The sequence below is a fragment of the Streptomyces sp. 12E genome, from assembly GCF_055633275.1.
Window position 1 is genome coordinate 1,757,428 of record NZ_JBVNCJ010000001.1, and the last position, 13,635, is coordinate 1,771,062.

Here is a 13,635-nt window from a genome sequence, read left to right on the forward strand (position 1 = left end):
GGGGAGGGCCCCGGAACGGAGCGGCCCCTCACCGGGCCGGGCTCCGGGCGAGCGGATCGATCACCGGCGCTTCTGCCGCTTCCACGGCCCGGTGATGGCCAGCATGACCCCCGGCTCCTGGATGTTGGCGTAGAGGATCTTGCCGTCGGGCGAGAAGGTCACGCCGGTGAATTCGCTGAACTCCGGCTCCTCCTCGGTGCCGATGTTGAGTTCGTTGCGGGCGACGGGGTAGGTGCGACCGCTGTCGGTGGCCCCGAACAGGTGCTGCGCGCCCTCGCCGTCCTCGGCGATGATCAGGCCGCCGTACGGCGAGACGGTGATGTTGTCCGGACCGTCGAAGGCGCCGTCCCCCGACGGGTCCCGGCCGACGCCGAGCAGGACCTTCAGGGTCAGCGTGCGGCGCCTGGGGTCGTAGAACCACACCTGGCCGTCGTGCCGGCCGGGGCTCTCCTCGCGGGCGTACGAGGAGACGATGTACGCCCCTCCGTCGCCCCACCACATGCCCTCCAGCTTGCGGGCGCGGGTGACCTCGCCGGGCCCGAACTGCTCGCGCACGTCGACGGTCCGCGCGTCGCGGTCGGGCACCTCCACCCAGTCGACGCCGTACACCGTGCCGGTCCTCGTGGCGCGGGAGAGATCGTCGACGTACCGGCCGCCGGAGTCGTAGCACTTGGGCGCCTGGAGGACGCCGGCGTCGTCGGCGAGGGTGCGGAGCGTCCCGGGGCCGTAGCGGAAGCCCTCCGGCGGGGTCCAGCGGTAGAACAGGCCGTTGGGCTCGTCGGCGTCCTCGGTGAGGTAGGCGTGGCCGCGCCTGGAGTCGATGACGACGGCCTCGTGGTCGTAACGCCCGAAGAACTTCAGCGGTTTGGGGTCGCGGTTGGCGCGTCGGTCGGCGGGGTCGACCTCGAAGACGTAGCCGTGGTCCTTGGTCATGCCGTTCTCGCCGGCCCGGTCGGAGTTCTCCTCGCAGGTGAGCCAGGTGCCCCACGGGGTGGTGCCGCCCGCGCAGTTCTGGGCGGTGCCGGCGATGCCGACCCACTCGGCGACGCCGCCGTCGGGGCGCACCTCGACGATCGTGCAGCCGCCGGGCGCGGCCGGGTCGTAGACCAGGCCCTCGGCGAGCGGGACGGGGAACTCCTGTTCCTCGCGCGGACCGTCCATCTCGTGGTTGTTGACCAGGAGGGTGCTGCCGCGCGGTCCGGGGAAGGCGGCCGTCCCGTCGTGGCCGGCGGGCGTGAACTCACCGGACTCCAGCCGGGTCCTGCCGCTGTGGGTGAGCACGCGGTAGGTGAACCCGGCGGGCAGGGCGAGGATTCCGTCCGGATCCGCGACGAGCGGTCCGTACCCGACCCCGCCGTGCCGCCCGGCCGCTTCCCCGTCCCCTTCGTCCACGCTCCCGGTGTCGGCGGTCGCGAGGGCGTTGGGTGCGGAGGCGAGGGCGGCCACGCTGCCCGCCAGCGCGACACCGGCGCCGGCGATCGCGGACGTTCTGGCGAAGTCCCTGCGGGTGAGCGACATGCTGTCTCCTGTGACGTGGCTGGGCCGTGGAGGGTGGCGAACCCCGTGCGTCCGCCACCCTCCCGCCCGTGCCTGAACGCCGGTTGAACACCGAGGGTCACGGGATTTCACCCTTCCGTGAACCGCACGGGTCCCGCCGCGGAGCTCAGCCCCCGTGCTGCGACCGCGCCTTGAACGCCGCCTTCCGCGCTTCCTTGGCGATCCGCTTGTCGGGGTGCAGCCGTCCCATGGCCTCCAGTACGTCCGCGGTGGCCGGGTGCTCCACCCGCCAGGCCGTGTCGAAGAAGCCGCTGTGCTGCCGTGCGAGTCCCTCCACCAGGGAGCGCAGTTCCTCGGAGTTGCCCTCGGCGGCGAGCTGGGCGGCGACCGTGTCGACGGTCAGCCAGAAGATCAGGGCCTCGGACGGCGGCGGCACGTCACTCGCGCCGTGCTCGGCCAGCCACACCCGGGCCAGCCCGCCGAGTTCGGGATCGTCCAGCACCTCCCGCAGCGCGGGCTCCGCCGCCGCGCCGACCAGCGACAGCGCCTGCTGGCACCGCAGCCGCCGCAGCGGCGCACCCCGGTCCGCCCCGCGTGCCGCCGCCAGCAGCTCGCGCGCGGCCTGGAGCGGATCACGCCGGTCCAGCCACTGCTCGGTCTCCGCGTGGGCGGCGGCCGGCGGGAAGACGGCCGTGCCGTCGAGCAGCGCGTCCGCGCCCTTGTCCACGAGGTCGCCCACGGCCGGCGCCTCGAACCCGGCCTCCAGCAGCCGGGCGCGCAGTCCGTACAGTCCGAGCGGGGTCAGCCGCACCATGCCGTAACGGGAGACGTCGGTGTCGTCGACCGGCGCGGCGGGCTCCTCCTCGGTGTCGGTCATCAGCGCCTCGTCCACCGGCCGGTACTCCACGAGTCCGACCGGCTCCAGCATGCGGAACCGGTCGTCCAGCCGCATCATGGCGTCGGACACCCGCTCCAGGACGTCGTTGGTGGGCTCGGCCATGTCATCGGGCACGATCACCGACGCGGCCAGCGCGGGCAGCGGCACCATCGCGCCGTCGACGCCCTCGCCTCCCACGGTCAGCAGGTAGAGGTTGCCGAGCACCCCGTCCAGGAACTCCGCCTCGGCCTGAGGATCCCAGTCCAGCGCGTCGAGATCGATCTGTCCGGACCCCTCCCCCGCGGCGATGGCGTCGACCAGCCCGCCCAGGTCGGGAACGCTCGCGTCGCCGAGCACCGTCTCCAGGGCCGCGAGCCACACCCCGAGCACGTCCTGCGGCGAACCGCCGGTGAGCAGCGCCAGACCGTCCCCCGCGGCGACGGTCCCCTCCTCCTCGTCGACCACCTCGACGAGCCCGGCGTCCACGGCGACGCGCCAGGCCTCACTGGCGTCGGCCGCGGCGTCCTCCCCGGTCAGGCCCAGCTCCGCGGCGGCCGCCGGCAGCTGTTCGTCGACGAGCCCGGCACCGGCGTCGACCCTGGTGTCCGGTCCGGCCCAGCGGGCGAGCCCGGCGGCCCGGGAGAGCACGGGGGTGGACAGGGCGTCGCGCGCCAGCTCCGCTTCGGGACGCAGCCGCGCAGGCGGCAGGATGGAGCTGTCTGACATCGGCTGTTTCTCCTAGGGCCGTTAACCACTCGGCCGCTCAGCCTAGACGGATTTCCACCCATGCCGCCCGCTTCATCTCCCCTTCAGCGTCCGTACATGGCCGAAACCTTGACAAGTGGCCCGGTCCGACAGGAGATTGACGCGCGTAGAAGAGGGTGGGTCACACGTTCCGGAGGAAATCCGTTGCCGAGAAAGTCCGCGCGTCTCGCCGCGCTCACCGTCGCCGCCGCATGCTCCGCGGCGTCCGCCGTCGTCCTCGCGTCGCCCGCGCACGCCGACACGGTGCGCATCCACGACATCCAGGGCGACGCCCGCACCTCGCCGCTGGCCGGCGAGCCGGTCACCGGCGTGACCGGCATCGTCACCGGCGTCCGCACCTACGGCTCGTCCCGCGGCTTCTGGATCCAGGACCCCGCTCCGGACGCCGACCCGGCCACCAGCGAGGGCGTCTTCGTCTTCACGAGCTCCACCCCCAAGGGTGTCGCCGTGGGCGACGCCGTCACGGTCTCGGGCACGGTCTCGGAGTACGTCCCGGGAGGCACCTCCTCGGGCAACCAGTCCCTGACGCAGATAACCCGCCCCACCTTCACGGTCACCTCGAGCGGCAACCCGCTGCCCGCCCCCACGGCCGTCACCGCGCGCTCCGTCCCCGCCGCGTACGCTCCCACGGGCGACCCGGCGGCGAACGGCTCGATCAACGCGCTGCCCCTGCGCCCCGCGAAGTACGCCCTGGACCTGTACGAGTCCCTGGAGGGCATGAACGTCCAGGTCTCCGACACCCGTGTGGTGGGCGCCACCGACCCGTACACCGAACTCTGGGTCACGGTGAAGCCCCACGAGCGCCGCAACCACCGGGGCGGCACGGTCTACGGCTCCTACGACGCCCAGAACACCGGCCGCCTCCAGATCCAGTCCCTGGGCAAGGCGTCCGACTTCCCCGACGCGAACGTCGGCGACACCCTCACCGGAAGGACGACGGGTCCCCTGGACTACAACCAGTACGGCGGCTACACCCTCGTGGCCAACGAGCTGGGCGCCCTCGCCCCCGGGGGCCTCGAGCGCGAGACCACCCGCGCCCAGCGCTCCGCCGAACTGGCGATCGCGACCTACAACGTCGAGAACCTCGACCCCTCGGACGACACCTTCGGCGCCCACGCCGCCGCGATCGTGGACAACCTCAGGTCCCCCGACATCGTGTCCCTGGAGGAGATCCAGGACGACAACGGCGCCGTCGACGACGGCACGGTCACCGCCGGCCTGACGATGGGCAAGCTGATCGACGCCATCGAAGCGGCGGGCGGCCCCCGCTACGACTGGCGCTCCGTCGACCCCGCCGACAAGCAGGACGGCGGCGAGCCGGGCGGCAACATCCGCCAGGCCTTCCTCTTCAACCCCGCACGCGTCTCGTTCACCGACCGTCCGGGCGGCGACGCCACGACGGCCACCGACGTCACGAAGGTCCGCGGCAAGGCGGCCCTGACCCTCTCCCCCGGTCGCGTCGACCCGGCGTCCGCGGCCTTCGACAACAGCCGCAAGCCGCTCGCCGGCGAGTTCGCCTTCCGTGGCCGCACGGTCATCGTCATCGCCAACCACTTCGCGTCGAAGGGCGGCGACCAGGGCCTGACCGCCCAGTACCAGCCCCCGTCCCGCGGCTCGGAGACCCAGCGCCACCTCCAGGCCGAGGCGGTCCACGACTTCACGGCGAAGATCCTCAAGACCCAGAAGAACGCCGACGTGGTGGCCCTGGGCGACATCAACGACTTCGAGTTCTCCAGGACGACCGAACTCCTCGAGGGCCGGGGCGCCCTCTGGTCGGCGATCAAGTCCCTTCCCCGTTCGGAGCGTTACTCGTACGTCTACCAGGGCAACAGCCAGGCCCTGGACCAGATCCTGATCAGCCCGTCCATCCGTCGCGGTGCCTTCGCGTACGACAGCGTGCACATCAACGCGGAGTTCCACGACCAGATCAGCGACCACGACCCGCAGGTGCTCCGCTTCCGGCCGTGACGAACGGCCGCCCACGGCGACGGGGGACGGAGCGGGAGCACCCGCTCCGTCCCCCGGGGACTTCCGCGCCGCGGGCCCGCCGCCTCAACAACGGTGGCGCCGCACCATCACCGCACCCGCGACGACCGCGATCACCGCGCCGGCGGCCACCGCCGGCTTGCGGTACCGCGCCCCGACCTCCCCGGCGTGCGCCGCAGTGCTCCGCATCTGCACGGCCATCGCCCCGGCCCGGTCCCGAAGGTCCTCGGCCCGCGCCCGCGCCCTCCCCTTGACGTCCATCTTCCCGGCCAGCTCCTCGACGGTGTCGCCGAGTTCGTGGCGCGTCTGCTCGATCTGCCGCCGCAGCTCGTCCGGTCCCTTGGCCCCCCGACCCGTCGCCGCGGCCTCCGCGCCCGCGTCCACATGGGCCCCCGCCGGGGCCCCCGCGCGCCTCACGTCGTGCGTCATCGGTGCGCCCTTTCCTTGATCTCCTCGACATCGGCCTTCACGCTGCCCATGGTCCGTTCGGGCTTGGGCGGCGTGGCCCGGCGCAACTGTCCACGACCGGCGAGAGCGAGCACACCGGCGACGGCGAACAGCAGCCCCGTGACGATGAGCGCCGCCGCCCACAGCGGCAGCGCCAGGTCCAGCGCGGCGACGACCGTACCGGCCAGCGCGAGCAGTCCCGCATAGCCGAACGCCCCCGCCGCGCCCAGCATCCCGCCGCCGCGCCCCGCGCGGCGCCCCTTCTCCGCCAGTTCCTCCTTGGCGAGCGCCACTTCCTGGCGTGCGAGCCGGGAGATCTGTTCGGTGGCCTGCCCGACGAGCTCGCCCACGCTGTGCTCGTCGCGAACCGGCCGTCGCTCGATGGTTCCGGTCACGATGCGTCTCCTCTCGGTCGGAGGACCCGAGTACCCCCACCGCCCCGGCGCTATCCATAAAGCAGCGCTTACCGGTACCGGGCACGGCATTTAAGTGGTGCTTCACAACCCGTCGGCGGACACTACCCGCATGACCCCATCCCTCGGCCGCGCCCTGTGCGCGATGATCACCCCGTTCACCCCCACCGGCGCCCTCGACCCGGACGGCGCCCAGCGCCTGGCCGACCACCTGGTCACCCACGGCTGCGACGGCCTGGTCCTCTCGGGGACGACGGGCGAGGCCCCCACCACCACCGACGCGGAGAAGTCGTCCCTCATCGAGGCGGTACGCGAAGCCGTCGGCACCCGGGCGACGATCGTCGCCGGCGTCGGCACTCCCGACACCGCCCACACCAAGGAACTGGCCCGCGAGGCGGAGAGGGCCGGCGCGGACGCCCTCCTCGTGACGGCCCCGTACTACAGCAGACCTCCACAGGACGCGGTCGAGGCCCACTTCCTCGACGTCGCGGAGGCCACGGCCCTGCCCCTCGTCCTGTACGACATCCCGTCCCGCACCGGAGTCCGCGTCGAACCGGACACCCTCCTGCGCCTGGCGGAGCACCCCCGCGTCCGGGCGGTCAAGGACTGCTCGTACGACTTCCTGGCCGCCCAGAAGGTCATGGCCCGCACCGGCCTCGCGTACTACGCGGGCTGCGACGAACACAACCTGGCCCTCTACGCGGTGGGCGCCGCCGGCTGCGTCAGCACGGTCGCCAACGTGGTCCCGGACCGCGTCCGCGCCGTCTTGGACGCCTTCGACGCGGGCGACACCGGCCGGGCGGCGCACCTCCAGCGGCGGGCGGCCCCCCTCATCGAGGCGATGACGGCGGACGGCCTCCCCGGCGCGGTCACCGCGAAGGCCCTCCTTGCCATCCTGGACCTCCCCGCGGGCCCGCTCCGCCCACCGCTGAGGCCCGCCGGCCGTACGGCGGCCGACGGGCTCAGGGCGGCGTACGACGGACTGACCACCGTCTGACCCGCCTCACCGCCGTGCGAACACCGGCTCCCACCGCCCCTTCGTGTCGTCCTCGGGCGACCGGAACCCGCTCAGCGGAACGACCTTGTCGCTGCCCACGGTGACCAGTACCAGCCGCTGTCGGAACTCGTTGCCGTCGGGACCGGTGTCCCAGGCGACGAGCGAGTCGTCGTCGGCCCAGGCCAGCAGCTGCTGCCCGCGGATCTCGGCGGTCTGCTCGCCGGTGCGGGGATCGAGGATCCAGGAGGACGTCTTGCGCGTCTTCCCCGCGAACTCACCGGCGAGCCTCCGCCCGTCCGGGGACAGGCCGGCGTCGACGTGCCAGACCCGGTGCTTCTCACCGGGCGGTGGCGCGACGGCGTTGCCGGCGAGGTCGAAGTAGTCCAGGGGGATCTCCACGGAGATCCGCCCCGCCCAGACGAAGCGGCCGTCGGCGCTGAAGTCGAAGTCCTGGCGCGCGTTGATGGTGCCCGCCGGGCCGAACAGGTCGTCGCTGGTCTCGATCCCGACCCAGGCCCCCGTCCCCGAGGCCACGTCGACGACCTGGAAGCCGTTCCGGGGCGAGATCTCCCTCGGCTGCCATCCGACCGACCCGTCCGGGTCCTCGGTCCTGTGCAGCACATCGGGATTCTCGCCGTACGTCGTCGCCACGAGCTTGCGGCCGTCCGGCGAGAACGCCAGACCCGCGACCTTGTGGTCGACCGGGATCCACCGCTCGACCTCGCCCCTGGCGAGATCGAGCAGCCCGATGCGCGCGGCGGGCAGCTCCCGCTCCAGCACGGCCGCGGTCCTCAGCCCCGGAGCCACGGCGACCAACGACCACCGGTCGTCCTTCTCGTACTTCCCCGTCCCCGGGTCAAGCAGCCAGTAGGTGCGCTCGGAAACCCTGCGGTCCTCGGCCAGCCGCACCTTCTCGGTGGTGTAGTACGCGGCCATCGCCACGTCCCCGGCGGCCAGCAGATCCCGCGGCGGCGACTGATCGGCCCGGGCGGTGATCCCGTTCCGCTCCACTCCGCCGACCGAGGGCCGCACGCCCTCCCCGCCGGAGTCCAGCGCGGGCAGCCCCACCGAGACCGCGATCACGGCCGTCGCCGCGGCGGCCGCGGCGACCAGCCCCCGGACACGGCGCCGCCGCCGCACCGCCAGCACCCGGTCGGCGAACCCCGGTCCGGGCGCCGTCTGTTCCTCCGCCTGTTCACGCAACACGTCACGCACGAGTTCGTCGACGTTCACGACCGCACCTCCACGGGCGGGTAGTCACCGGACGGCCGTCGTCCGTCCTCGGACGGGCCGAGGGAGCGCAGTTCGGGCGCGAGGGAGCGCAGCCGGGCCAGGGAGCGGTGGGTGGTGGACCGCACGGTGCCCACCGAGCAGCCGAGGATGCGGGCCACCTCGGCCTCGGGGAGGTCCTCGAAGTAGCGCAGCACCAGCATGCTCCGCTGGCGCGCGGTCAGCCGGGCCAGCGCGCCCCGCATCAACAGGCGCAGCTCCGTGTCGGCCGAGGCCGCGTCCCCGCCGGCGCCGGGTTCCGGCGGTTCGGCCACGCTGAGTTCACGCCCGCGCCGTTTCAGCCGCCAGCGGCTGATCTGCTGCCGGTAGAGGATCTGCCGTACGTACGCCTCGGGTTCGTCGATGCGGTGCCAGCGGCCCGCCGCCTTGATCAGCGCGTTCTGCAGCAGGTCCTCGCCCGCGTGCCGGTCGCCGCCGCTCAGCAGGACCGCGGTCTTCAACAGCGCGGACGACCGGTTCGCCACGAACTCCCGGAAACTCTCCTGCGCCTCGGCATCCATCGTCACCTTCTCTTCCCCCGGGAACGGGCCCTGTGTCCGCTCCCCGCACCCCTGTGGACGCGCGCGGGCGCCCCCCGCTATGCCACCGCACAGCGGAAACACGGAAAACAGGCGGGCCGGGCCGCGGCGCGTTCTCACGCGTCGCGGCCCGGCCCGCCGGAACGGCCCCTCAGTTCCAGGCGTATCCGTCCCCGAACAGCAGGAAGTGCTCCAGTACGTCCTCCGCGGGGTCGTCGACCTGACCGACATTGGCGTTGATCAGTCCGACGCGGTGACCGTTGTGGGAGGCCGTACTGGTCTCGTCCGCGTGTGCGGAACCGGCCAGTGTGCCGCACAGCATCAGCACGGCCACCACCCCCATCACTCCGACCGCGCAGCGGACCACGCCCCACACCCACTCGTTCGTCATCGCCCGTTCGTCCCCATTTCCGTGTGCCGGTCGTCCCGGCTTCTGATCGGACCCTGTGTCCACCCGTTCATCTGCCAAAACGACCCTGAGGTCACGGGGAGTAACCCGTACGGGAACGGAGGGGCGTGACGGCCGGTTCAGTTGTGGCTGTGCAGGATCTCGTTCAGGCCGCCCCAGACCGCGTTGTTCGGGCGGGCCTCGACCGTTCCGGTGATGGAGTTGCGGCGGAACAGGATGTGGGAGGCGCCGGACAGCGCACGGGCCTTGACGACCTCGCCGTCGGGCATGGTGACGCGGGTGCCCGCGGTGACGTAGAGGCCGGCCTCGACCACGCACTCGTCGCCGAGGGCGATGCCGACGCCCGCCTCGGCGCCGATCAGGCAGCGCTCGCCGATGGTGATGCGCACGTTGCCGCCGCCGGAGAGGGTGCCCATGGTGGAGGCGCCGCCGCCGATGTCCGAGCCGTCGCCGATGACGACACCGGCCGAGATGCGGCCCTCGACCATCGACGTGCCGAGCGTGCCGGCGTTGAAGTTGACGAAGCCCTCGTGCATGACGGTGGTGCCCTCGGCGAGGTGCGCGCCGAGCCGTACGCGGTCGGCGTCGGCGATGCGGACGCCCTTGGGGGCGACGTAGTCCGTCATGCGGGGGAACTTGTCGACGGACGTCACGGCCAGGTGCAGGCCCTCGGCACGGGCGTTGAGCCGCACCTTCTCGAGGTCGTCCACGGCGACCGGGCCCAGCGAGGTCCAGGCGACGTTGGCGAGGTGGCCGAAGACGCCGTCCAGGTTCTGGCCGTGCGGCTGGACCAGGCGGTGCGAGAGCAGGTGGAGGCGCAGGTAGACGTCGTGCGCGTCGACCGGCTTCTCGGCCAGCGACGAGATGACCGTGCGGACCGCGACCACCTCGACGCCCCGCCGGGCGTCCGGACCGACCGCCGCGGTGGCGCCGCCGCCCAGGAGTTCCGCGGCCTGCTCGGCGGAGAGCCGCTCGGTGCCGGACGGGCCGGGCTCGTCGGCCAGTACGGGGGCGGGGAACCAGGTGTCGAGAACGGTGCCGTCGGCGGCGATGGTGGCGAGGCCGGCGGCCACCGCGCCGGAGGTGCTGTGAGCAGTCGTGTCGGTCATGAGGGCAACCTAACCAACCGGTGGCCGCGGACGCGAACCGGTGCGGACCACGTCTCAGCGTGCGGTCCGCGCGGGCGGCACGCCCCGCGGGCCGGCGCCGGTCAGTGCGCCCCGCCCAGGTTGAGCACCACCACTCCGGCGATGATCAGCGCGATGCCGCCGGCCTTGGCGGCGGTGAGCCCCTCGCCCAGGAACATCGTGCCGATCACCGCGATGGCGGCCGTACCGACCCCTGACCAGATGGCGTACGCCGTTCCGACCGACAGGGTCTTCAGGGTCTGCGCGAGCAGCGCGAACGCCACCAGGTATCCGGCGACGGTGACGACCGAGGGCCACAGCCGGGTGAACCCCTCGCTGTACTTCATGGCGGTCGTCCCGACCACTTCCGCTGCGATGGCTCCGGCGAGCAGTGCGTACCCCATGACGGCGATCGTAGCCAGGGACGACCGCACGCGAAGCGGCCCCCCGCGGTACGCGGGGGGCCGCTCGGCCGGCTGTTCGCTCAGACGTTGAAGCCCAGCGCCCGCAGCTGCTCGCGGCCGTCGTCCGTGATCTTGTCGGGGCCCCACGGCGGCATCCAGACCCAGTTGATGCGCAACTCGCTGACCAGGCCGTCCGTGGCGGACTTGGCCTGGTCCTCGATGACGTCCGTCAGCGGGCAGGCCGCGGAGGTCAGGGTCATGTCGACGGTCGCCACATTGGAGTCGTCGACGTGGATGCCGTAGATCAGGCCCAGGTTGACGACGTCGATGCCCAGCTCGGGGTCGACGACGTCCATCAGGGCCTCGCGGAGCTCCTCCTCCGAGGCCGGCTTCATCTCCAGGGTCTCGCTCATGCCGTTGTCCTTTCGGCGTCGGCGCCCAGCGCCTGGGCCGTCGCGTCCTTCCACGCCATCCAGCTGAGGAGGGCGCACTTCACCCGGGCCGGGTACTTGGACACCCCGGCGAACGCGACCGCGTCCTCCAGGATCTCCTCCATCGCGTCGTCCGGTTCGATCTTCCCCTTGGACTGCATCAGCTCCAGGAAGGTCCCCTGGATCCGCTGCGCCTCGGCGAGGTCCTTGCCGACCAGCAGGTCGTTCAGCACGGAGGCGGAGGCCTGGCTGATGGAACAGCCCTGCCCCTCGTAGCTGACGTCGCTGATCCTCGTGCCGTCGTACTTCACGCGGAGCGTGATCTCGTCGCCGCACGTCGGGTTGACGTGGTGCACCTCGGCGTCCCCGTCCCGCAAGCCCCGCCCGTGCGGGTTCTTGTAGTGGTCCAGGATGACGTCCTGGTACATGGAGTCCAGCTTCACGCCTCAGCCCTTCATCCGAAGAAGTTCCGTACGTGCTCCAGGCCGTCGACCAGTGCGTCGATCTCGGCCGGCGTGGAGTACAGATAGAACGACGCCCGCGTGGTCGCAGGAATTCCGTACCGCAGGCAGACGGGGCGGGCGCAGTGATGCCCCACGCGTACCGCGATGCCCTGTTCGTCGAGGACCTGGCCCACGTCGTGCGGGTGGATGTCGCCGAGCGTGAACGAGATCGCCGCTCCCCGGTCCTCGGCCGTGGTGGGGCCGATGATGCGCAGGTCCGGGACCTCGGTCAGGCGCTTGACCGCGTACTCGGTGATGGCGTGCTCGTGGGCGAGGACCCGGTCCATGCCGATGGCCGACAGGTAGTCGATCGCCGCGCCGAGACCGACCGCCTGGGCGATCGGCGGGGTGCCCGCCTCGAACTTGTGCGGGGCCGGCGCGTAGGTCGACGAGCTCATCGAGACGGTCTCGATCATCTCGCCGCCGCCGAGGAACGGAGGCAGGTCCTCCAGCAGTTCCTGGCGGCCCCAGAGCACGCCTATGCCGGTCGGGCCGCACATCTTGTGGCCGGTGAAGGCCACGAAGTCGGCCTGGAGGGCCTGGACGTCCAGCGGCATGTGGGGCGCGGCCTGGGAGGCGTCGATGCACACCAGGGCGCCGACCTCCTGGGCGCGGCGCACGATCGCCTCGACCGGGTTGACCGTGCCCAGGATGTTGGAGACCAGCACGAAGGAGACGATCTTCGTCTTCTCGGTGATGACCTCGTCGATGCGGGAGAGGTCGAGCCGGCCGTCGTCGGTCAGCCCGAACCACTTCAGCTTCGCGCCCGTGCGCTGCGCGAGCAGCTGCCACGGCACGATGTTGGAGTGGTGCTCCATCTCCGTGATGACGATCTCGGTCTCGTGGTCCACCCGGTAGGGCTCGTCGGCCCAGCCGAGCATGTTCGCCACGAGGTTGAGCGACTCGGAGGCGTTCTTGGTGAAGATCACCTCGTCGCGCGAGGGGGCGTTGACGAACTCCGCGACCTTGTCGCGCGCGCCCTCGTACAGCGCCGTGGCCTCCTCGGCGAGCACATGCACACCGCGGTGGACGTTGGCGTTGTAGCGCTCGTAGTACTCGCTCAGGGCGTCCAGCACCTGCCGCGGCTTCTGCGAGGTCGCCGCGTTGTCCAGGTACACGAGCTTCCGCCCGTCGTGGACCTGGCGGTCCAGGATGGGGAAGTCCTTGCGGATCGCCTCGGTGTCGAGGAGGCCCGGCAGCTGTGTCACTCGGATGCGCCACCCTTCACGTATGCCTCGTAGCCCTCGTTCTCCAGCTTGTCCGCGAGCTCGGCGCCGCCGGACTCGACGATGCGGCCGCCGGCGAACACGTGGACGTGGTCGGGCTTGATGTAGCGCAGGATGCGCGTGTAGTGCGTGATCAGCAGGGTGCCGACCTCACCGGACTCGCGGACGCGGTTGACGCCCTCGGAGACGATGCGCAGGGCGTCGACGTCCAGGCCGGAGTCGGTCTCGTCGAGGATCGCGACCTTCGGCTTGAGCAGCTCGAGCTGGAGGATCTCGTGGCGCTTCTTCTCACCGCCGGAGAAGCCCTCGTTGACGTTGCGCTCGGCGAAGGCGGGGTCCATGTTGAGGCGCTCCATGGCCTCCTTGACCTCCTTTACCCAGGTGCGCAGCTTGGGGGCCTCGCCGCGGACGGCGGTGGCGGAGGTGCGCAGGAAGTTGGAGACGGAGACGCCGGGGACCTCGACCGGGTACTGCATGGCGAGGAAGAGGCCGGCGCGGGCGCGCTCGTCGACGGACATCTCCAGGACGTCCTCGCCGTCGAGGGTGACGGTGCCACCGGAGACGGTGTACTTGGGGTGGCCGGCGAGCGCGTAGGCGAGGGTCGACTTGCCAGAGCCGTTGGGGCCCATGATGGCGTGCGTCTCGCCCTGCTTCACGGTGAGGTCGACGCCCTTGAGGATCTCCTTCGTGGCGTTGTCGGCCTCGACGGTGACGTGCAGGTCTCGGATTTCAAGCGTTGCCATGG

At 71.8% G+C, this 13,635-nt stretch carries 15 protein-coding genes; 2 read left to right on the forward strand and 13 right to left on the reverse strand.

Going from position 1 to position 13,635, the window contains the following annotated elements; genetic code table 11:
- Positions 1 to 60: 60 nt before the first annotated feature.
- Positions 61 to 1,518, reverse strand: a complete 1,458-nt coding sequence (locus tag ACZ8ZB_RS08285) for an alkaline phosphatase PhoX (protein WP_470737051.1) — start codon at positions 1,516 to 1,518, stop codon at positions 61 to 63.
- A gap of 145 nt (positions 1,519 to 1,663) precedes the next feature.
- Positions 1,664 to 3,100: a hypothetical protein gene (locus ACZ8ZB_RS08290; protein ID WP_470737052.1), complete on the reverse strand. Its 1,437-nt coding sequence runs from the start codon at positions 3,098 to 3,100 to the stop codon at positions 1,664 to 1,666.
- Positions 3,101 to 3,283: 183 nt separating this feature from the next.
- On the opposite strand from ACZ8ZB_RS08290, the gene ACZ8ZB_RS08295 reads away from it, so the two are divergent.
- The gene (locus tag ACZ8ZB_RS08295) at positions 3,284 to 5,107 is read left to right on the forward strand and encodes an endonuclease/exonuclease/phosphatase family protein (RefSeq protein WP_470737053.1); all 1,824 of its coding nucleotides are present in this window, start codon (positions 3,284 to 3,286) and stop codon (positions 5,105 to 5,107) included.
- Positions 5,108 to 5,191: 84 nt separating this feature from the next.
- Here ACZ8ZB_RS08295 and ACZ8ZB_RS08300 read toward each other — a convergent pair whose 3' ends face one another.
- Together ACZ8ZB_RS08300 and ACZ8ZB_RS08305 are read right to left on the reverse strand one after the other, a co-directional pair.
- A complete protein-coding gene (locus ACZ8ZB_RS08300) occupies positions 5,192 to 5,554 on the reverse strand; it encodes a DUF3618 domain-containing protein (protein ID WP_470737054.1) in 363 nt (120 codons plus the stop codon).
- The gene (locus tag ACZ8ZB_RS08305; protein ID WP_470737055.1) at positions 5,551 to 5,967 is read right to left on the reverse strand and encodes a phage holin family protein; all 417 of its coding nucleotides are present in this window, start codon (positions 5,965 to 5,967) and stop codon (positions 5,551 to 5,553) included. Before ACZ8ZB_RS08305 ends, ACZ8ZB_RS08300 begins: the two co-directional genes overlap by 4 nt.
- A 130-nt stretch (positions 5,968 to 6,097) precedes the next feature.
- On the opposite strand from ACZ8ZB_RS08305, the gene dapA reads away from it, so the two are divergent.
- Complete coding sequence (gene dapA, locus ACZ8ZB_RS08310; RefSeq protein ID WP_470737056.1) at positions 6,098 to 6,982, forward strand: 4-hydroxy-tetrahydrodipicolinate synthase; 885 nt, start codon at positions 6,098 to 6,100, stop codon at positions 6,980 to 6,982.
- A 6-nt stretch (positions 6,983 to 6,988) separates the two neighbouring features.
- On the opposite strand, the gene ACZ8ZB_RS08315 is transcribed toward dapA, so the two are convergent.
- The 9 genes from ACZ8ZB_RS08315 to sufC form a co-directional block, all read right to left on the reverse strand.
- Complete coding sequence (locus tag ACZ8ZB_RS08315; RefSeq protein WP_470737057.1) at positions 6,989 to 8,215, reverse strand: WD40 repeat domain-containing protein; 1,227 nt, start codon at positions 8,213 to 8,215, stop codon at positions 6,989 to 6,991.
- Positions 8,212 to 8,772, reverse strand: a complete 561-nt coding sequence (locus ACZ8ZB_RS08320; protein WP_470741442.1) for a SigE family RNA polymerase sigma factor — start codon at positions 8,770 to 8,772, stop codon at positions 8,212 to 8,214. The genes ACZ8ZB_RS08315 and ACZ8ZB_RS08320 overlap by 4 nt, the downstream gene beginning before the upstream one ends.
- Before the next feature lie 169 nt (positions 8,773 to 8,941).
- The gene (locus ACZ8ZB_RS08325; RefSeq protein WP_470737058.1) at positions 8,942 to 9,181 is read right to left on the reverse strand and encodes a hypothetical protein; all 240 of its coding nucleotides are present in this window, start codon (positions 9,179 to 9,181) and stop codon (positions 8,942 to 8,944) included.
- Between the two features lie 137 nt (positions 9,182 to 9,318).
- A complete protein-coding gene (gene dapD, locus ACZ8ZB_RS08330; RefSeq protein ID WP_470737059.1) occupies positions 9,319 to 10,308 on the reverse strand; it encodes a 2,3,4,5-tetrahydropyridine-2,6-dicarboxylate N-succinyltransferase in 990 nt (329 codons plus the stop codon).
- Positions 10,309 to 10,409: 101 nt separating this feature from the next.
- Positions 10,410 to 10,730: a DMT family transporter gene (locus ACZ8ZB_RS08335; RefSeq protein WP_470737060.1), complete on the reverse strand. Its 321-nt coding sequence runs from the start codon at positions 10,728 to 10,730 to the stop codon at positions 10,410 to 10,412.
- 80 nt (positions 10,731 to 10,810) lie between these two features.
- The gene (locus tag ACZ8ZB_RS08340; RefSeq protein WP_030224563.1) at positions 10,811 to 11,143 is read right to left on the reverse strand and encodes a metal-sulfur cluster assembly factor; all 333 of its coding nucleotides are present in this window, start codon (positions 11,141 to 11,143) and stop codon (positions 10,811 to 10,813) included.
- Positions 11,140 to 11,604 (reverse strand): Fe-S cluster assembly sulfur transfer protein SufU, encoded by a 465-nt coding sequence (gene sufU, locus ACZ8ZB_RS08345; protein ID WP_352000285.1) that lies wholly within the window; start codon positions 11,602 to 11,604, stop codon positions 11,140 to 11,142. The genes ACZ8ZB_RS08340 and sufU overlap by 4 nt, the downstream gene beginning before the upstream one ends.
- An 11-nt stretch (positions 11,605 to 11,615) precedes the next feature.
- Entirely contained in the window at positions 11,616 to 12,872 is a 1,257-nt protein-coding gene (locus ACZ8ZB_RS08350; protein ID WP_470737061.1) for a cysteine desulfurase, read from the reverse strand.
- A complete protein-coding gene (sufC, locus tag ACZ8ZB_RS08355; RefSeq protein ID WP_030820947.1) occupies positions 12,869 to 13,633 on the reverse strand; it encodes a Fe-S cluster assembly ATPase SufC in 765 nt (254 codons plus the stop codon). The genes ACZ8ZB_RS08350 and sufC overlap by 4 nt, the downstream gene beginning before the upstream one ends.
- Positions 13,634 to 13,635: the final 2 nt, after the last annotated feature.